This window comes from Streptomyces sp. NBC_00659, from assembly GCF_036226925.1.
Lineage (GTDB): Bacteria > Actinomycetota > Actinomycetes > Streptomycetales > Streptomycetaceae > Streptomyces.
The window spans coordinates 5,958,827-5,977,635 of record NZ_CP109031.1; the positions used below are offsets into that span (position 1 = coordinate 5,958,827).

An 18,809-nucleotide genomic window follows, 5' to 3' on the forward strand; every position below is an offset into this window, starting at 1 on the left:
CGCGAGCGGGCGTTCTCCGGGGAGCCGGTGGGCCGGGAGGGGTGGGGAACCTCCGGGGCCGTGGGGTGTGCGGTGGTCATCCGGCGGTGCCTTCCGTGCCGTTCCCGTGCGCGGAGGCGTCACGGCCCCGCAGGTCGTCGGCGAGCAGTTCCGACGCGTCCTGGGGCAGGCGCAGCGTGAAGACGGCCCCGCCCCCCGGCGCGTTGGCCGCGGTGATCTCGCCGCCGTGGATGTGCGCGTTCTCCAGAGCGATGGAGAGCCCGAGGCCGCTGCCCTCGGAACGCGGGCGGGACGCGCTGGCCTTGTAGAACCGGTCGAAGACGTGCGGCAGGACGTCCTCGGGAATGCCGGGACCGTGGTCCTGCACCTCGATGACCAGTTCCTCGCCCTCGCCCTCCATGCGCACCGACACCCGGACGGGTGAACCACCGTGCTTGAGCGCGTTGCCGATCAGGTTCGCCAGGATCACGTCGAGGCGGCGCGGGTCGAGCCGCGCCGTCATGCCGCGCTCGGCGTCCAGGTCGACGGCGTCCAGCCAGGCGCGCGCGTCGATGCACGCGGTGATCTGGTCGGCGATGTCCACGGCGTCGAGGATCAGCCGGGCGGTGCCCGCGTCGAACCGGGTCACCTCCATCAGGTTCTCCACGAGGTCGCCCAGACGCCGGGTCTCGCTGACGACCAGCCGTACGGCCGGCTCGATCATCGGGTCGACGCTGCCGGTCTCCGCGTCCAGTTCCTCCTCGAGGATCTCGGTGACGGCGGTGATCGCGGTGAGCGGCGTCCGCAGTTCGTGGGACATGTCGGCGACGAACCGGCGGGAGGCCTCGTCCCGCGCGCTCATGTCCGCGACCCGCTTCTCCAGCGACTCCGCCGTCCGGTTGAACGTCCGTGACAGATCGGCGAGTTCGTCCGTGCCGGAGACCCGCAGCCGGGTGTCCAGCTTTCCCTCGCCGAGCCGGCGGGCCGCGATGCCCAGCCGGTGGACCGGCTTGAGGACCGTGGTCGCGGCGGCCTGGGCGAGCAGCGCCGAGCCGATCAGCGCGAGCCCCGTCGCGATCCCCAGCGACCAGGCGAGGGAGTTGAGGTCCTTGGCCTCCGGCTCCAGGGACTTGAGCATGTAACCGGTCGTGGAGCCGTCGATCACCCGGGCCCCGCCCACGAGGTACGACTTGTCGTGCTGGGTGATCCGCTGCCAGTACAGGTGGTACGCGGACTTGTTGGTCGAGGTCAGCGGCTGCTCCTTGTGCACCGCCTTCTGCAGGGACTTGGGTACGTCCTCCAGCGTGAACGTGTCCAGCTCGGAGTTGCCGGTGATCATCTTGCCGTCGGCGGCCTCGGCGGTCAGCAGCACGCTGAAGCGCTGGCTGCTGTTCGCCATCTGCCCGGCCGTGCGCTGGAGTTCGTCCTGCGCCGGATGCACGGGCAGCATGCTCGCGTGGTTGCGCATCTCCTGCTGGAAGTCACGCAGCACCGCGTCCTGGGTACGCGTCAGCACGGCCTCGCGGTTGAGCCAGTACGCGATGCCCGACGCGGACACCGCGGCGGTGAGCGCGACGAGTCCGAACACCACGACCAGCCGCAGCCGCAGGCTGGTGAAGCGCAGACCGGACAGCAACGCCTTGCGCGCCGCGGCCCAGCCGCGGAGCTTGTCCTGCGGTTTGGTCACTGAGGATTGTCCAGCCGATAGCCGACGCCACGCACGGTACGGATCAGGGTGGGAGAGGACGGCACGTCCTCCACCTTGGCGCGCAGCCGCTGCACACAGGCATCGACCAGGCGTGAGTCGCCCAGGTAGTCGTGCTCCCACACCAGACGCAGCAACTGCTGCCGGGACAGGGCCTGTCCGGGCCTGCGGCTCAGCTCGAGGAGCAACCGCAGCTCGGTGGGTGTCAGTTGCAGATCCTCACCGTTCTTGGTGACCGTCATGGCGGCACGGTCGATGACCAGCGAGCCGAACGAAGCCGAGTCGTTCGCCTCCCGCTCGCCGCGGCGCAGCACGGCGCGGATCCGGGCGTCGAGCACCCGGCCCTGCACCGGCTTGACGACATAGTCGTCGGCGCCGGACTCCAGTCCGACCACGACGTCGATGTCGTCGCTGCGCGCGGTCAGCAGGATGATCGGCAGTTGGTCGGTGCGCCGGATGCGCCGGCACACCTCGAATCCGTCGATGCCGGGCAGCATCACATCCAGCACGATCAGATCCGGTCGCTGCTCGCGCAGCAGCTTCAGACCGTCCTCGCCGGTGGCAGCGGTGGCCACGCGGTGTCCCTGGCGCGTCAAAGAGAGCTCCAGGGCCGTACGGATGGCGTCGTCGTCCTCGATCAGCAACAGGGAAGGCACGGACGTCATTCTGGCCCATGTCATGCTCGTGTATCGACTGTTGGAGCGCTCCCACTCGTCTCCCGGGCACAACGAAAGCCCTCGCGGGCGACGCCCGGGGCCCAAGTGGTCATCTGCGTAGTCGTACCGCTCTTCTCTGTGATCGCGCTGTGTCGCGCCCGGGGGCGGCCCCTGTGACAGGTCTGTGACAGTCGGGGGACACGGCCATGAAGTGGGCCCGGCAAGCTTTTCGACACAAGGCAGGACGCACGACGGAACGAACCGAAGATCCGGGACTCCACGACGGGGGGCGCGAGATGAACACGCTGCACAGCACCAGCACTAGCGCAGTTGTCACGCGGCTCCACGACGTCAACCGGGCAGCGGAGAAGTCCGGTGCTGTGAGCCAGCGGGGGTGCGCTCGTAGCGCCGGGCGTCAGCACACCGTGTACATGACGGTGGTTGACGGTTTCACGGGGGAGAAGACCACGGCGCCGGCCGCCGTGGGCACGACGGGGGAGAAGGCTCACGGGGGAGCCGCGTACGGGGAGGGCTCGGGGGAGCGTCGTTCCGGGGCGGGGAGTGTGGAGGCCGAAGCGGCTTTCACCGCCTACGTCCAGGAGCGCCGCGCCTCCCTGTACGCAACCGCCTACCACCTGACCGGTGACCGCTTCGAGGCCGAGGACCTGCTGCAGAGCGCGCTGTTCTCGACGTACCGGGCCTGGGACCGGATCAGTGACAAGGCCGCGGTCGGGGGCTACCTCCGCCGCACCATGACGAACCTGCACATCAGCGCGTGGCGCCGCCGCAAGCTGAACGAGTACCCGACCGAGGAGCTGCCGGAGACGCCCGGTGACACGGACGCGATGCGCGGCACCGAGCTGCGCGCGGTCCTGTGGCAGGCGCTGGCCCGGCTGCCCGAACTCCAGCGCACGATGCTGGTCCTCCGTTACTACGAGGGCCGCACCGACCCGGAGATCGCGGAGATCCTCGGCATCAGTGTCGGCACGGTGAAGTCCAGCATCTGGCGGTCGCTCCGCCGGATGCGCGAGGACGAGGTCCTCAGCTTCGGCCGTGACGAGGAGGAGTCCTTCGGGGAGCTCGTCGCCTGAAGGTCTGAGGGGGAGCGGTAACAAAGAGACGGGGCCGGCTCCGGGGGGAGCCGGTGACGGGGGACGTCGGTTCCGGGGGGGGAGCCGACGCCGAACGGGGTCACGGGGAAACGGGTCACGGGGGAAGTCGCCGTGTCACGGGGGACCACGGGGGAAACGAAGAAGGTCCAGGCGGTCGGGGGTCCGCTTGGACCTTCTTTCGTTTCCGGGAAGCCTGCGTGCCGGAGTGTGACCGGCGGGGGCGGGTTACGCGGTCGCCGTGGGCGCGGACGCCTGGGGCGCGGACGAGGCGGCCGCCAGCCGGCCGAGCGCCTCGTCCCGGTCGCAGGGGTGGGCGCCCAGAGCGGCCTGGCGCGCCACGATGGACCGCTCGGAGCGCATCAGCCGCCAGCCGCGCCGCAGCAGGAAGGGCACCGACTTGCGGCCCTCCTTCAGATCCCGCACGAAACGGCGCCGGAACGTGGTCACCGCGCCCCGGGACAGGCACAACGCGTCGGCGAGGACACCGAGTTCGCGGCAGCGTTCGACGATCTCGGCGGCGAAGATCCCCTCCGCGATGAACAGCGGTGCCCCGTCGATGCTCAGGGCCTCGGCCCCGGTACGGGCGCTCAGGGAGATGTCGTAGACGGGGATGGTCGTACGTCCCGTACGGCACAGGTCCTCGATCGCGGCGACGGCGGTGTCCGCGTCCCACGACCGCGGGTGGTCCCAGTCGATGTCCTCGCTGCCCTCGACCTGGGGCAGCGTCGGGTCCGTGGCCTCTTTGTAGAAGTCGTCGAGGCGGAGCACGGGGAGGCCGGAAGCGGCGGAGAGAAGGGACTTCCCGGAGCCGGAGGGGCCGCAGAGCAGCACCACGCGGGCGGGTATCGGGAGAGGGGAACCCAATGGTCTGTACCTTCTGTGACAGGTCCGGCGGCACCGCGCGTCGGCACGGGCTCCCGCCTATTATCCCCGGCTTTGCCGAATGTGCGGACGGATGTCGCGCGGATGTGACGAGTGGCGCTGATATGCCTGTTGCCCCGCAGGAGCGAATCCGTCGCCGGGACCGCCCGGCGACGCATCCCGTCAACTACTCTGCGTGTCGCATCAATTGCACTCCGTTCTTCACTCTCCGCTAGTCAAAGAGGAAAACCTGATGGCGCGACACGCAGCCCAGCGGAACACCCTGGCCCGTACGACCGCGCGGATCGCCGCGGCGGTCGGCGTGGTCGCTGCCGGTGCGGCCACGGCCACCCCGGCCTTCGCCGACACGGCTTCCGCCGTGGACGTCGTACGCACCCGGCCCGCCTCGCTCGGCGACCTCGACCCGCAGGCCGGACTCCAGGCGCTGACCGGGAGCGTGGGGTATGTCACGGGTCCCGTCGAGAGCCTCAAGCCCAACCCGCTGGCCGGCACCGGTGTGGACCCGCTCGACAACGGCGTGGGCACCCAGCTCGCGGACTTCAAGCCGCTGTCCTCCAAGGCGCTCACCGGGCCGGTGGCGCAGGCGCCGTCGATCGGCGGCATTCCGGTGCTCGGCCAGGCGACCGGCCTCCTGCACTGAACCTCGCGCACGGGCCGTCCGCGGCCCCTGGACATGAAGGAGCCGCGCTCCCCCTGGACGGAGGGGAAGCGCGGCTCCTTCGTGCGCGGGGCCCCGGGGACACGGATCGGGGCCCCGACATCCCGGCGCGTGGTCGCGCGGTGGTGCGGGTGGCTCAGTAGGACGAGCCCGAGGCGCCCAGGGAGCCCGTGGGGTGCCAGACCGTCTTCGTCTCCAGGAAGGCCGTGAGGCGCCCGGTCCCGGGAGTCCGCGTGTAATCCACAGCCTGTGGACGAAGGACGCGCTTCAGGTTGTCCGCGGCCGCGATCTCCAGCTCCTTGGCCAGGATCTCGTCCGCGCCGGCCAGGTCGATCGCGTTGACGTCCTGGTGCGCGGCCAGCGGGGCCGCGATCTCCGCGGTCCGGCCGGACAGGATGTTCACGACACCGCCCGGCACGTCGGAGGTGGCCAGCACCTCGCCCAGCGACAGCGCCGGGAGCGGGGACTTCTCGCTGGCGATCACGATCACCGTGTTGCCGGTCGCGATCACCGGGGCGACCACGGACACCAGGCCGAGGAACGACGACTCCTGCGGGGCGAGCACGGTGACGACACCGGTCGGCTCCGGGGAGGACAGGTTGAAGAACGGGCCCGCGACCGGGTTGCCGCCGCCCACGACCTGGGCGATTTTGTCGGTCCAGCCCGCGTACCAGACCCAGCGGTCGATCGCCGCGTCGACGACGGCCGCCGCCTTCGCCTTCGACAGGCCCTCCGCGTCGGCCACTTCACGGACGAACTGCTCCTTGCGGCCCTCCAGCATCTCGGCGACGCGGTACAGGACCTGGCCGCGGTTGTACGCGGTCGCGCCGGACCAGCCGCCGAACGCCTTGCGCGCGGCGACGACCGCGTCACGGGCGTCCTTGCGGCTCGACTGGGGCGCGTTCGCCAGCCACTTGCCCTTGCCCGCCGCGCCGGCGGCTGATGTCGCTGTGCTCACCTCGTACACCCGGCCGCTCTCGGAACGCGGGAACTTGCCGCCCACGTACAGCTTGTAGGTCTTGAAGACGCTCAGGCGCTGCTGCTCGGACTTCTCGGCTGCACTCATTTATCGCTCGCCCTCCGGGCTAGACGGGGCGAGGTACGCCTCGAGGCCGTGACGGCCGCCCTCGCGGCCGAAGCCCGACTCCTTGTACCCGCCGAACGGCGAGGTCGGGTCGAACTTGTTGAACGTGTTGGACCAGACGACACCCGCGCGGAGCTTGTTCGCCACGGCGAGGATCCGGGAGCCCTTCTCGGTCCAGATGCCCGCCGAGAGGCCGTACGGGGAGTTGTTGGCCTTGGCGACCGCCTCGTCCGGGGTGCGGAACGTGAGGACGGACAGCACCGGGCCGAAGATCTCGTCGCGGGCGATGGTGTGCGCCTGGGTGACGTTCGTGAAGAGCGTCGGGGCGAACCAGTAGCCGGAGGAGGGGAGTTCGCAGGCCGGGGACCAGCGCTCGGCACCCTCTGCCTCGCCCTGGTCGACGAGCGTGGTGATACGGGAGAGCTGCTCGGCGGAGTTGATCGCGCCGATGTCCGTGTTCTTGTCGAGCGGGTCGCCGAGGCGCAGCGTCGACAGGCGGCGCTTGAGCGAGTCGAGCAGCTCGTCGTGGATCGACTCCTGGACCAGCAGCCGGGAACCCGCGCAGCAGACCTGGCCCTGGTTGAAGAAGATGCCGCTGACGATGCCCTCGACGGCCTGGTCGATGGGGGCGTCGTCGAAGACGATGTTCGCGCCCTTGCCGCCGAGTTCGAGCGTGACCTTCTTGTGCGAGCCCGCGATCTGCCGGGCGATCGCCTTGCCGACGGCGGTGGAGCCGGTGAAGGCCACCTTGTCCACGTCCGGGTGCGCGACGAGGGCCGCGCCCGCGTCGCCGTACCCGGGAAGGATGTTGACGACACCCCTGGGCAGGCCCGCCTGGCGGCAGATGTCCGCGAAGAACAGCGCCGTCAGAGGCGTGGTCTCGGCGGGCTTCAGGACGACCGTGTTGCCGGTAGCGAGAGCCGGCGCGATCTTCCACGCCAGCATCAGCAGCGGGAAGTTCCACGGGATGACCTGGCCCGCGACACCCAGCGGGCGCGGGTTCGCGCCGAAGCCCGCGTGGTCGAGCTTGTCCGCCCAGCCCGCGTAGTAGAAGAAGTGCGCGGCGACCAGGGGGAGGTCCGCGTCGCGGGTCTCCCTGATCGGCTTGCCGTTGTCCAGCGTCTCCAGGACGGCCAGTTCGCGGCTGCGCTCCTGGATGATCCGCGCGATGCGGAACAAGTACTTGGCGCGCTCGGAGCCCGGCAGCGCGGACCACTTCACGAACGCCTTCCGGGCGGCCTTCACCGCGCGGTCGACGTCCGCCTCGCCCGCCTGGGCGATCTCGGAGAGGACCTCTTCGGTGGAGGGGGAGACGGTCTTGAAGACCTTGCCCTCGGCGGCCTCGGTGAACTCACCGTCGATGAACAGGCCGTAGGAGGGGGCGATGTCGACGACGGAGCGGGACTCGGGCGCCGGTGCGTATTCGAATGCGGAAGCCATGATGGATCAGTCCACCGTCACGTAGTCGGGGCCGGAGTAGCGGCCGGTGGCCAGCTTCTGACGCTGCATCAGCAGGTCGTTCAGGAGCGAGGACGCGCCGAAGCGGAACCAGTGGTTGTCCAGCCAGTCCTCACCCGCCGTCTCGTTCACCACGACCAGGAACTTGACGGCGTCCTTGGTGGTGCGGATGCCGCCGGCCGGCTTCACGCCGACCTGCACGCCGGTCTGGGCGCGGAAGTCGCGGACGGCCTCCAGCATCAGCAGTGTGTTCGCGGGCGTCGCGTTCACGGCCACCTTGCCGGTGGAGGTCTTGATGAAGTCGGCCCCGGCCAGCATGCCGAGCCAGCTCGCCCGCCGGATGTTGTCGTACGTCGACAGCTCGCCGGTCTCGAAGATGACCTTCAGCCGGGCGGCGCCCGAGGCCTCCTTCACGGCGACGATCTCGTCGTACACCTTCATGTAGTTGCCCGCGAGGAACGCTCCGCGGTCGATGACCATGTCGATCTCGTCGGCGCCCGCGGCGACGGCGTCGCGCACGTCGGCCAGCTTCACGGGGAGCGCGGCACGGCCGGCCGGGAACGCGGTCGCGACCGAGGCGACCTTCACCCCGGAGCCGGCGACGGCCTCCTTCGCGACGGCCACCATGTCGGGATAGACACAGACCGCCGCCGTGGTGGGCGCCGTGCGGTCGGTCGGGTCCGGGAGGACCGCCTTGGCGCCGAGTGCCCGGACCTTGCCCGGGGTGTCCGCGCCTTCCAGCGTCGTCAGGTCGACCATCGAGATGGCGAGGTCGATGGCGTACGCCTTCGCGGTGGTCTTGATCGAACGGGTGCCGAGCGAGGCGGCTCGCGCCTCCAGGCCGACCGGGTCGACGCCGGGCAGCCCGTGGAGGAAGCGGCGCAGCGTGCTGCCGGACGCGGTCACGTCGCCGAGTGCGTGGGTGGGGGCACCACCCTGCTCGAGCGGAGTCGAGAGCTTGGGGGAGGGTGCAGAGGTGGGCATGGTCACCAGCCGAGCATATCTACGCGCGTAGCGGCTGTACAGCCCTGGGTGCGGCCGAGGGATTTTTTGCCCGCAGGGGCGGGGCGCCGGGCTGACTTCCGGGAACGGACCCTCCGCCCACTCGCAACGAACTGGATCCCCCGTTTCTTCCGCCCCCTGCCCACAGGCCTTCTTTCGCCCCTCCGCCCCTACCCGACCCACCCTGGGGCTTCCGCCCCAGACCCCGCTCCTCAAACGCCGGAAGGGCTGAAAATCACGCCCGTGAGGGCCGACACCCAAGCCCCCCACCCGCAGCCGGGATCCGGCAGGAGGGGCCGTGCCGGTACATCACATGCCCGTCGCTTACGTTCGGATCGAGCAGCGGCTCCCCGGAAAACTCACGTCTGATCCAACGGCGACGGGCGGATGTACCGGCACGGCCCCGACCCCCCCACCGGAGCCGCACCGCAAACGCCGGCGCAGCGACGGCGCGGACCTATCCCGCGTGGGCGTCGATCTGCCAGCAGGCCGCTGTGAAGCGGACCTCCGTGTCGTGGACGAACGGGTCGAACGCGGTGCGGACCGATGCGACGACCCGGGCCCGGGTCGTCTCGTCCGCCTCGCGCAGGGCGATACCGACCGGGCCGAACCGGCTGAAGTACGGGGCCAGCTCCTTCTCGGGCATGACGCACGCAGCGTCGACGGCCCGGACGCCGATCCCGGCCCACCCGCTCTCCTCCAGCAGCCGGCGCACCTTGCCCGCGTCCGCCAGGGCGAACTGCCCCGGCGCGTCGGGATCCCGAGCGGGCAGGTCCGGCATGAGCGGTGCCGCGGCCCGCTCGGCCGTCGTCATGAAAGGGTTCTCCGCGATGTCGCGCCAGACGATGAACCGCAGCACGGCGTTCTCCTTCGCGGCCCGCCGCAGATTGGTGAAGGCCCGCACCGGATCCGGGAAGAACATGACCCCGAAGCGGGAGACGACGCCGTCGAAGGAGGCGGGCTCGAAGACGTGGTCCTGCGCGTCGGCGCGGACGAACGAGGCCCCCGCGCCCTCCCGCTCCGCACGGACCCGGGCCGCTTCCACCATCGGCTCCGAGATGTCGACGCCGACGCACCGTCCCTGGGGACCGAGCCGGCGCGCGACGGCCACCGTCGTGCCGCCCGTACCGCAGCCGACATCGAGGACCCTGCCCCCCTGCCCCGCCGGAAACGTCTCGACGAGGAGCCTCTCCAGCGGCGCGAACAACGCGTCCACCATGTCCTGGGCCTCGACCCAGGCGTTCCCCGCCGGTCCGTTCCAGCGTGCCACCTGCTCCTTGCCCAGCGTGTCGCCCGCCCCGCGCTCGGATTCCATCACGCCTCCTGTGGTTGCTCTCACGGCTGGTTGCCCTCCCGGCCTGGAGATGACACCGTCCTCCTTCAAGCCGACTTGAGGTCAAGACGATGCCGGACCTGGATATCGCCGAAGTGGCACGCCGCGCCGGAGTGCCCGCTTCGACGCTGCGGTACTACGAGGAGCGGGGACTCATCGCCCCGGCCGGCAGACGCGGTCTGCGCCGCCAGTACGACCCCGCCGTGCTGGAACGGCTGGCGCTCATCGCGCTCGGGCGTTCCGCCGGGTTCTCGCTGGACGAGATCGCCCGGATGTTCGCGCCGGACGGACGTCCGCGCATCGACCCTCAGGCCCTCGTCGACAAGGCCGACGAGCTGGACCGGACGATCCGCGAGCTCGAGGTCCTGCGCGACTCGCTGCGGCACACCGCCGCCTGTCCCGCGCCCAGCCACATGGAATGCCCGACCTTCCGCCGGATCATCGGGGCTGTCGTGTCCGGCGTGGTCACGGTGTCCGCGAGACGGTCACCGCGGGCTCCTTCGCGACCATAGCGAGACCCCACCGAGCTCAAGCGCGCGGCACACGTCGGGCACAATCGGGACCATGACGACCCCCGACCACCAGTCACCCCTTCCGGACGCCTCGCGACCCGAGGCCAGGGACCGGATCTACCGGTCGCCCGCCGGTATCGCGGGCGGCGTCCTCCTTCTGCTCATCGTCGGCTGGCTCGGCTTCGACGCACTGGTCTCCGGACACGGCCGCACCCCATGGCTGGCGCTCGCCGGAATGATCCTCATCGTCCCCGTGGTCGCCGCCTTCACCGTGCGCCCCGCCGTCTACGCCAACGAGGACCGGCTGCGCGTCCGCAACCCGCTGCGTGTGATCGTGCTCCCCTGGAGCAAGGTCGCCTCGCTGCGCTCGCACTACTCGAACGAGGTGGTCGACACCTCGGGCACGAAGTACCAGCTGTGGGCGGTGCCCGTGTCGCTGCGCGCCCGCAAGAAGGCGGCCAGGCAGTCGGCGCAGGGCGATGCCGGCCGTGGAGGCGTCGGCCGTCCGTCGTCGCCGGGCCGCGCGTCCGCCTTCGGCCGGGGCACGGCCACCGACACGCCGGTCCGGCCCGAGACCGACCGGATCGTGGACGAATTGCGCGAGCTGGCCGAGAGCCGCGCCTCCACGGAGGGCGCGCAGGGGGAGGTCAGGGTGCGCTGGGCGTATGAGGTGATGGGCCCCGCGCTCGCCGGCCTCGTCGTCCTGGCCATCCTGCTGGCCGTGGGCTGACGCCCTGACCGGCCGCGGGCCCGCGCCTAGGCCTGCCGTCCGGGCCCGCGCCGAGGCCCGTCGCCCGGTCCGGGGCGAGGCCCGTCGTCCGGTCCGCGCCGACGGTTCTAGGGCGCGCTCGGCCACACCAGGACCATGTACGCGCCGCAGTACGCCGAACCGAGCACCGCGGCCGTGAGGCACAGCGTCCGGAAGCGGCGGGAGGCGCGGGCCAGGTGCAGGGCCGCGGGGAGCAGCAGCGGGAAGCCGGGGAGAAGGAAGCGGGCCCGCGGGAAGTAGACGCCGCCGCTGCCGAGGACGATCAGCAGCAGGACCCCGGTGAACACGAGGAGGGGGAGCGGCTGGCGGTCCCCCGCCGAGAGCGCGTACAGCGCCACCGCAGCCAGCAGGGTCACGGTCACCATCACCAGGAACAGCTCCGGTGAGGAGTTCTGCGCGAGGACCTCCCGCAGCCGCCGTACGGTCTCCGCGCCGCCGTCCCACTCGTTGTGCCACAGCCGCTGTACGGCGAGGTAGCCGTCCCAGCGGCCCAGCCTGAGGCCCACCCAGCCGACGTACGCGAGCCAGCCGGCCGGGGCCAGGACGGCCGCGGCGAGCGCCCGGAGGGTGAAGCCCCGGCGCAGCGACAGCAGCGCGGCGACGCTCACGGCGGCGGCCACCGCGACACCGGTGGGCCGGGTCAGCCCCGCCAGCGCCGCCAGCGAGGCGGCCCACAGCAGCCTGCCGGTGAGAACCGCGTACAGCGCCCACGCGGCGAGCGCGGTGAACAGCGACTCCGTGTAACCCATCCACTGGACAAGGCCCACCGGCAGGGCCGCCCACAGCACGGTCAGCAGCACGCCCACGCGACGGCCGTGCAGGTGGCTGCCCACCGCGTGGACGCCCCACGCGGCGAGGAACGAGGACACGACCGCGATCGCCAGCCCGGTCGAGGCCCGCGAGCCGGGGGTCAGGACCGCGACGGCCTTGACCAGGACCGGGTAGAGCGGGAAGAAGGCCAGGTTGTTCGTGTCGAACGCGGTGCCCAGGTGGCGCGCGTAGCCGTGGTCGGCGACGCCGAGGTACCAGTCCGCGTCCCACTGGGCCGCCAGGGCCGGCCAGACGCCGTGATGCCGTCGGTGCGCCCAGAGCGCGAGTACGGCCAGTCCGGTGAGGCGGACGGCCGCGTAGGCGAGGAGGGCGGGGGCCGCGTGCCGCAGAGAGGCGCGGACCGCGGTGAGGAGACCGGCCGCGCCGGGCGCGCGCCGGGCGGCCGGAACGCCGGGGGCGCTCCCGCCCGGGGCGCTCTGGGGCGGGGCGGACGTCGGCCGGGAATCGGTCGAGGGCACGCGGCAGCTCCTGGGACTCGATGGTGCGCTGTCGGTAACCGTTCCTCGGTCGTCCGGCGGCGCACGGGAGCGCTGCGTCAACTGCCGTGCGGAAATCACCCGTAAGGAGGGCGGATGTGCGTGTCGGGGCTTCGGACCTGCCGTCTGGATCATGCGGCGGGACGCCGGGCACCTGATCCGAACGGCAGACCCTGGGCGGGAGGCGGCGGACGGGCCGCCTCCCGCCGGGCGTGGGCTCAGATGCCGGCCGCGGCCGACAGGTCCCGCTTGATCGCCGTCAGCAGCCCGGCCGCCTTCGCGTGGGCCGCCGGGAGAGCGTCGTGGCCGCCGACGGGCACCACGACCTCCAGGTAGCACTTCAGCTTGGGCTCGGTGCCGCTCGGCCGGACGATGACCCGGGCGCCGTCCAGGGTGTAGCGCAGGCCGTCCGTGGGGGGCAGCCGGTCCGTACCCCGGGTCAGGTCCTCGGCCTTGGTGATGGCCAGACCCGCGAGCTCCGTGGGCGGCTGCTCGCGCAGCCGGCGCATGGCGTTCGCGATGACCGAGAGGTCCTCCACCCGGACCGAGAGCTGGTCGGTGGCGTGCAGCCCGTACGCGACCGCCATGTCGTCGAGCAGATCGAGCAGGGTCCGGCCCCGCTCCTTGAGCTCGGAGGCCAGCTCGGTGATGAGGAGGGCGGCGGTGATGCCGTCCTTGTCGCGTACGCCGTCGGGGTCGACGCAGTAGCCGAGCGCCTCCTCGTACCCGTACCGCAGACCCTCGACCCGGGCGATCCACTTGAAGCCGGTGAGCGTCTCCTCGTACGGCAGACCCGCGCCCTCGGCGATCCGGCCGAGCAGCGAGGAGGAGACGATCGACTCGGCGAAGACGCCGCGCGCGCCCCGGCGCACCAGGTGCTCGGCGAGCAGTGCGCCGACCTCGTCGCCGCGCAGCATGCGCCAGTCGGCGCCGGCCTTCACCGCGACGGCGCACCGGTCGGCGTCCGGGTCGTTGGCGATGATCAGGTCGGGTTCCGCCGCGCGGGCCGCCGCGAAGGCGAGGTCCATCGCGCCGGGCTCCTCCGGGTTGGGGAAGGCCACGGTCGGGAAGTCCGGGTCGGGCTCCGCCTGCTCGGCGACGAGCACCGGCTCCGGGAACCCGGCCCGCGCGAAGGCCGCGAGCAGCACGTCCTTGCCGACGCCGTGCATCGCCGTGTAGACGGTGCGGGCGGTGCGCGGCGAGCCCTCGGCCAGGACGGCGTCCGTACGGGCCAGATAGGCGTCCAGGACGCCCTCGTCGAGGGTCTCCCAGCCGGACTCGGGGCGGGGCACGTCGGCGAGCGCGCGGACCGCGTCGATCTCGGCGGCGATCTCCGCGTCGGCCGGCGGGACGATCTGCGAACCGTCGCCGAGGTAGACCTTGTAGCCGTTGTCCCGGGGCGGGTTGTGGCTGGCGGTGACCTCCACGCCCGCGACCGCGCCGAGATGCCGTATGGCGTAGGCGAGGACGGGGGTGGGCAGCGGCCGGGGCAGGACGGCGGCGCGCAGGCCGGCGCCCGTCATCACGGCCGCCGTGTCCCGGGCGAAGTCCGCGGACTTGTGGCGGGCGTCGTAGCCGATCACCACGAGTCCGCCGGTGTGCCCCCGGACCTTGAGATACGCGGCGAGTCCGGCCGCGGCGCGGATGACCACGGAACGGTTCATCCGCATCGGCCCCGCGCCGAGCTCACCGCGCAGACCCGCGGTGCCGAACTGGAGCGTCCCGCTGAAGCGGGCGGTCAGCTCGGTGACGTCCTCCGCCTCGACGAGCTTCGCGAGTTCGTCACGGGTCTCCGCGTCGGGGTCCTCGGCCAGCCACGCCTTGGCCCGCGCGACGATGTCGTCCTGCACCTGGGGTGCACCTCTCTTCGGTCGTACGGTTCCGTGTGCCCGGGGTCGTCGTGCCCCCGGTGCCGGGGGCGGACACCCGTCGCCTACAGACGATCCAGCACCTGGGTCAGAAGTTCCCCCATGCGCGCGGCCGAGTCGCGGCCCGCCTGGAGGACTTCCTCGTGGTTGAGGGGCTCGCCCGTCATGCCGGCGGCGAGGTTGGTGACGAGGGAGATACCGAGCACCTCGGCACCCGCCTCACGCGCGGCGATGGCCTCGAGGGTCGTCGACATGCCCACCAGGTCGGCTCCGATGACGCGGGCCATCCGGATCTCGGCGGGCGTCTCGTAGTGCGGGCCGGGGAACTGCGCGTAGACGCCCTCCTCCAGGGAGGGGTCGACCTCCTTGCACAGCGCGCGCAGCCGCGGCGAGTACAGATCGGTGAGGTCCACGAAGTTCGCGCCGATGATCGGCGAGGTGGCCGTCAGGTTGATGTGGTCGCTGATCAGCACGGGCTGACCGGGGCGCATGCCCTCGCGCAGTCCGCCGCAGCCGTTGGTGAGCACGATGGTCTTGCAGCCGGCGGCGACGGCGGTACGGACACCGTGCGCGACGGCGGCGACCCCGCGGCCCTCGTAGAAGTGGGTGCGGCCGAGGAAGACCAGGGCGCGCTTGTCGCCGATCCGGTACGAGCGGATCGTGCCGCCGTGGCCCTCGACCGCCGGCGGCGGGAAGCCGGGCAGCTCGGTGACCGGGAACTCGGCCTCGGGGGTGCCGAGAGCGTCCACGGCGGGAGCCCAGCCCGAGCCCATCACGAGGGCGACGTCGTGGGTCTCGGCGCCCGTCAGCTCACGCAGGCGCGTGGCGGCGGCGTCGGCGGCGGCGTGGGGGTCGCCGTGGATGTCGTCCGGAAGAAGAGATGCGTTCACGCGCAAGAGCGTAGCCGGTTTGTTCCTACGCGCGTAGATGACGGTGCTCACGGTCTTGCGATCGTTGTCTTGTCGTTTCCGACGATGGGGTGGGGAGGGAGGGTGGTGCGAGGTCGCGGCGAGGGCGCCGTCGAGACGGGCCGAGGCGGGCGGGCGGGTGGGAAAAATCGCCGCGGAGCGGCGGGGTGACGAGGGTGCCCTCGCGGCGGAGCGAGACGGGCGGGCGGGTGGGAGAAAACGCCGCGGAGCGGCGAGGATTCCGCCGCGGAGCGGCGGCGCGCGCCGGGGGAAGCGGACCTCAGCAGGGCCGCTTGCGCAGCTCCATGACGTAGTCGTGCGGTGCTCCGGCCGACTCGGCGGCGTCCGCGAGCTCGCCCAGATAACGCGCCGAGGGCAGTCCCCCCTCGTACCCGTTCAGTACGTAGACCCACGCCGGTTCCTCACCCTCCAGAGTGTGCACGCGTACACGCATCCGCCGGTATATGTCGAGGCCGACGCCCTCCCAGCGGTCCATGGAGTCCTCGTCCGGCGGCGCGACGTCGTACAGCGCCACGAAGACCTGGGACCGGGGCGCCTCGACGATCGTCGCGAGCGCACCTTCCCAGCCCATGTGCTCGCCGCCGAAGGTCAGCCGCCAGCCGTTCAGCCAGCCCGTGGCGCGCAGCGGCGAATGCGGGGCGCGGCGCGTCATGAGCCGCGGGTCGAGATTGCCGGCGTACGCGGCGTAGAGCGACATGGGGTCGAGGGTACGGCAGCGGCACGTAGGCCTCTCGCGTAACAAAGTGGCTCGGATGCGCCGTACTCGGGGCCCCTGGGCGGAAGCACCTTGAAGCGTGCGGGACAATGGAGTACGTGACTCGGATCGTGATCATCGGTGGCGGACCCGGCGGATATGAAGCGGCGCTGGTAGCCGCGCAGCTCGGCGCGGAGGTGACCGTCGTCGACTGCGACGGTCTGGGCGGGGCGTCGGTGCTCACCGACTGCGTGCCGTCGAAGACTCTTATCGCCACGGCCGAGGTGATGACGACCTTCGACTCCTCCTACGAGGAGCTGGGGATCATCGTCGCCGACGACACCCCGCACATCGATCAGGCCGCCCGCGTGGTCGGCGTGGACCTGGGCAAGGTCAACCGCCGTGTGAAGCGCCTCGCGCTCGCCCAGTCGCACGACATCACCGCCTCGGTGACCCGCGCCGGCGCCCGGGTGCTGCGCGGCCGCGGACGGCTGGAGGGCATGCAGGCCCTGGACGGCTCCCGCAAGGTCGTCGTGAGCGCCGCGGACGGCACCGAGGAGACCCTCACCGCCGACGCCGTGCTCCTGGCCACCGGCGGGCACCCGCGCGAGCTGCCCGACGCGCAGCCCGACGGCGAGCGCATCCTGAACTGGACCCAGGTCTACGACCTCGACGAGCTGCCCGAAGAACTCATCGTGGTGGGTTCCGGTGTCACCGGCGCCGAGTTCGCCGGCGCCTACCAGGCACTCGGCTCCCGCGTCACCCTCGTCTCCAGCCGCGACCGCGTGCTGCCGGGCGAGGACCCCGACGCCGCCGCCGTCCTGGAGGACGTCTTCCGCCGCCGCGGCATGAACGTCATGGCCCGCTCCCGCGCCGAGTCCGCCAAGCGGGTCGGCGACCGGGTCGAGGTCACGCTCTCCGACGGCCGGGTCATCAGCGGCACGCACTGCCTGATGGCCGTCGGCGCCATCCCGAACAGCAGCGGGATGGGCCTGGAGGAGGCCGGCGTCAGGGTCCGCGACTCCGGGCACATCTGGACGGACAGGGTCTCCCGCACGACCGCTCCGGGCGTCTACGCGGCCGGTGACGTGACCGGCGTCTTCGCCCTCGCCTCCGTCGCCGCCATGCAGGGCCGTATCGCCATGTACCACTTCCTCGGCGACGCGGTGGCCCCGCTGAACCTGAAGACGGTCTCGTCGAACGTCTTCACCGACCCCGAGATCGCCACCGTCGGCTACTCCCAGGCGGACGTCGACGCGGGCAAGATCGAAGCCCGGGTCGTGAAGCTGCCGCTGCTGCGCAACCCGCGCGCCAAGATGCAGGGCATCCGCGACGGCTTCGTCAAGATCTTCTGCCGCCCCGGCACCGGCATCGTGGTCGGCGGTGTGGTCGTCTCCCCGCATGCCTCGGAGCTGATCCACCCCATCTCGATCGCGGTCGACAACAATCTGACGGTCGAACAGATCGCGAACGCGTTCACCGTGTACCCGTCCCTGTCCGGCTCGATCGCCGAGGTGGCACGACAGCTGCACACCCGGAAGACCTCGGGCGAGAGCTGACGCCTTTCGGTGACTCCCCGCTGGTCACGGGGAGTTGGTGACGCTGCGCAGGGAACGGGTGCCGCGAGTGGGCACGTATACCACTTAGCACCCTGCCATGCGAACAACTTCTGTTATTCGGCGCAAACTGCTGAAAGCAGACGGTCGTTGGGGTTACTGTCAGTTTCGTGTTCGCTGCAGAACGTCGCCAATTGATCCTCGAAATGGTGCGAGCGAACGGGGCCGTGTCGCTCCGTGAGCTCGCCCGCGTCGTCCAGACCTCCGAAGTGACCGTACGGCGGGACGTGCGCGCGCTGGAGGCAGAAGGACTCCTCGACCGCCGGCACGGCGGTGCGGTATTGCCGGGCGGGTTCACGCGGGAGTCCGGCTTTCCGCAGAAATCGCATCTCGCGACCGCCGAGAAGACGGCCATCGCCGATCTCGCCGCGGGTCTCGTCGAAGAAGGCGAGGCCATCGTGGTGGGGGCGGGTACCACCACGCAGGAGCTGGCCCGCCGGCTCGCGCGGGTGCCCGGTCTGACCGTCGTGACCAACTCCCTGCTGGTGGCCCAGGCGCTGGCCCATGCCAACCGCGTGGAGGTCGTGATGACCGGCGGCACCCTGCGCGGTTCCAACTACGCACTGGTCGGCTCGGGTGCGGAGCAGTCCCTCCAGGGGCTGCGCGTCTCCCGGGCGTTCCTCTCCGGGAGCGGTCTGACCGCCGAGCGCGGACTCTCCACGTCCAACATGCTCTCGGCGTCCGTGGACCGTGCTCTCGTCCAGGCGGCCGCGGAGGTCGTGGTCCTCGCCGACCACACCAAGCTCGGGATGGACACCATGTTCCAGACCGTGCCGACCGACCTCATCACCCGCCTGGTCACGGACGAGCCGCCCGCCCATGACGACCGTGCGGCCACCGAACTCCAGGCCCTGGCCGATCAGGGCGTGCAGATCGCGGTGGCCGGGTCTTCGGCGGGCGGTGCGGGAGGGGATCCGCTCCCGGCGGGGCGCCAGCCGCGTCGAGACGTACCCCTCCCGGGCCCGCGCCGCGGCCAGGTCCCGGGCTCGGGACCGCAACTACGGAGCGCGACGGTGATGGGGGACCAGCCCCCGGCCGAAAGAGCACGGGTGGCCGATCTCCGACGCCGCTGAGCGGTGTCGGCGGGACGGTGACGCCGGGGGCTGAAATCCTCGGCGGACAGCCGGACAGCCGGACAGCCGGACAGCCGGACAGGCCGGCTGACGACGTCAGGCTGCGGGCCGCGGGCCTGATCGGCTCATGGAGTCGGGCTGCGGGCCGGGTCGGCCGGCAGCCATGGGGCGG

General features: G+C 71.6%; 17 protein-coding genes. 6 read left to right on the forward strand and 11 right to left on the reverse strand.

All coding sequences use genetic code 11. The features are described 5' to 3' along the window. Positions 1-76: 76 nt before the first annotated feature. The gene (locus tag OG410_RS26095) at positions 77-1,666 is read right to left on the reverse strand and encodes a HAMP domain-containing sensor histidine kinase (protein ID WP_329301371.1); all 1,590 of its coding nucleotides are present in this window, start codon (positions 1,664-1,666) and stop codon (positions 77-79) included. Further along, positions 1,663-2,340 carry a two-component system response regulator AfsQ1 gene (afsQ1, locus tag OG410_RS26100; protein ID WP_037625670.1) on the reverse strand — a complete coding sequence of 226 codons (678 nt, stop codon included), beginning with the start codon at positions 2,338-2,340 and terminating at the stop codon, positions 1,663-1,665. Before afsQ1 ends, OG410_RS26095 begins: the two co-directional genes overlap by 4 nt. A gap of 296 nt (positions 2,341-2,636) precedes the next feature. Here afsQ1 and OG410_RS26105 point away from each other — a divergent pair, with 296 nt between their 5' ends. Continuing rightward, positions 2,637-3,431, forward strand: coding sequence for a SigE family RNA polymerase sigma factor (locus tag OG410_RS26105; protein WP_328448912.1), 795 nt, complete (start codon positions 2,637-2,639; stop codon positions 3,429-3,431). Positions 3,432-3,677: 246 nt separating this feature from the next. Here OG410_RS26105 and OG410_RS26110 read toward each other — a convergent pair whose 3' ends face one another. Further along, entirely contained in the window at positions 3,678-4,316 is a 639-nt protein-coding gene (locus OG410_RS26110; protein WP_329301372.1) for a uridine kinase family protein, read from the reverse strand. Between the two features lie 250 nt (positions 4,317-4,566). Here OG410_RS26110 and OG410_RS26115 point away from each other — a divergent pair, with 250 nt between their 5' ends. After that, positions 4,567-4,974, forward strand: a complete 408-nt coding sequence (locus OG410_RS26115) for a hypothetical protein (protein ID WP_329301373.1) — start codon at positions 4,567-4,569, stop codon at positions 4,972-4,974. Positions 4,975-5,128: 154 nt separating this feature from the next. Here the strand turns inward: OG410_RS26115 and OG410_RS26120 are convergent, their stop codons facing one another. From OG410_RS26120 to OG410_RS26135, 4 genes are all read right to left on the reverse strand, one after another. Further along, positions 5,129-6,058 carry an aldehyde dehydrogenase family protein gene (locus OG410_RS26120; RefSeq protein WP_329301374.1) on the reverse strand — a complete coding sequence of 310 codons (930 nt, stop codon included), beginning with the start codon at positions 6,056-6,058 and terminating at the stop codon, positions 5,129-5,131. Then, the gene (locus tag OG410_RS26125; RefSeq protein WP_329301375.1) at positions 6,059-7,516 is read right to left on the reverse strand and encodes an aldehyde dehydrogenase family protein; all 1,458 of its coding nucleotides are present in this window, start codon (positions 7,514-7,516) and stop codon (positions 6,059-6,061) included. It abuts the gene before it with no gap. Positions 7,517-7,522: 6 nt separating this feature from the next. Next, entirely contained in the window at positions 7,523-8,518 is a 996-nt protein-coding gene (deoC, locus tag OG410_RS26130; RefSeq protein WP_329304252.1) for a deoxyribose-phosphate aldolase, read from the reverse strand. A gap of 475 nt (positions 8,519-8,993) precedes the next feature. Next, the gene (locus tag OG410_RS26135; RefSeq protein ID WP_329301376.1) at positions 8,994-9,851 is read right to left on the reverse strand and encodes a class I SAM-dependent methyltransferase; all 858 of its coding nucleotides are present in this window, start codon (positions 9,849-9,851) and stop codon (positions 8,994-8,996) included. A gap of 89 nt (positions 9,852-9,940) precedes the next feature. Here OG410_RS26135 and OG410_RS26140 point away from each other — a divergent pair, with 89 nt between their 5' ends. Together OG410_RS26140 and OG410_RS26145 are read left to right on the forward strand one after the other, a co-directional pair. Next, positions 9,941-10,381, forward strand: coding sequence for a helix-turn-helix domain-containing protein (locus tag OG410_RS26140; protein WP_329301377.1), 441 nt, complete (start codon positions 9,941-9,943; stop codon positions 10,379-10,381). 52 nt (positions 10,382-10,433) lie between these two features. Further along, positions 10,434-11,111: a PH domain-containing protein gene (locus OG410_RS26145; RefSeq protein WP_329301378.1), complete on the forward strand. Its 678-nt coding sequence runs from the start codon at positions 10,434-10,436 to the stop codon at positions 11,109-11,111. Positions 11,112-11,218: 107 nt separating this feature from the next. On the opposite strand, the gene OG410_RS26150 is transcribed toward OG410_RS26145, so the two are convergent. The 4 genes from OG410_RS26150 to OG410_RS26165 all read right to left on the reverse strand — a co-directional run bounded on the left by OG410_RS26150 (position 11,219) and on the right by OG410_RS26165 (position 15,951). Further along, a complete protein-coding gene (locus tag OG410_RS26150; protein ID WP_329301379.1) occupies positions 11,219-12,439 on the reverse strand; it encodes a hypothetical protein in 1,221 nt (406 codons plus the stop codon). A 236-nt stretch (positions 12,440-12,675) separates the two neighbouring features. Further along, on the reverse strand, positions 12,676-14,307 hold the full coding sequence (locus OG410_RS26155) for a phospho-sugar mutase (RefSeq protein ID WP_329301380.1): 1,632 nt from the start codon (positions 14,305-14,307) through the stop codon (positions 12,676-12,678). 83 nt (positions 14,308-14,390) lie between these two features. Continuing rightward, a complete protein-coding gene (locus OG410_RS26160) occupies positions 14,391-15,215 on the reverse strand; it encodes a purine-nucleoside phosphorylase (RefSeq protein WP_326785863.1) in 825 nt (274 codons plus the stop codon). Between the two features lie 298 nt (positions 15,216-15,513). Beyond that, positions 15,514-15,951: a gamma-glutamylcyclotransferase gene (locus OG410_RS26165; RefSeq protein WP_329301381.1), complete on the reverse strand. Its 438-nt coding sequence runs from the start codon at positions 15,949-15,951 to the stop codon at positions 15,514-15,516. 107 nt (positions 15,952-16,058) lie between these two features. Between OG410_RS26165 and OG410_RS26170 the strand changes: the two genes are divergently transcribed. Then, positions 16,059-17,507: an NAD(P)H-quinone dehydrogenase gene (locus tag OG410_RS26170; RefSeq protein WP_329301382.1), complete on the forward strand. Its 1,449-nt coding sequence runs from the start codon at positions 16,059-16,061 to the stop codon at positions 17,505-17,507. Between the two features lie 167 nt (positions 17,508-17,674). Next, positions 17,675-18,637, forward strand: a complete 963-nt coding sequence (locus tag OG410_RS26175; protein WP_329301383.1) for a DeoR/GlpR family DNA-binding transcription regulator — start codon at positions 17,675-17,677, stop codon at positions 18,635-18,637. Positions 18,638-18,809 lie beyond the last annotated feature (172 nt).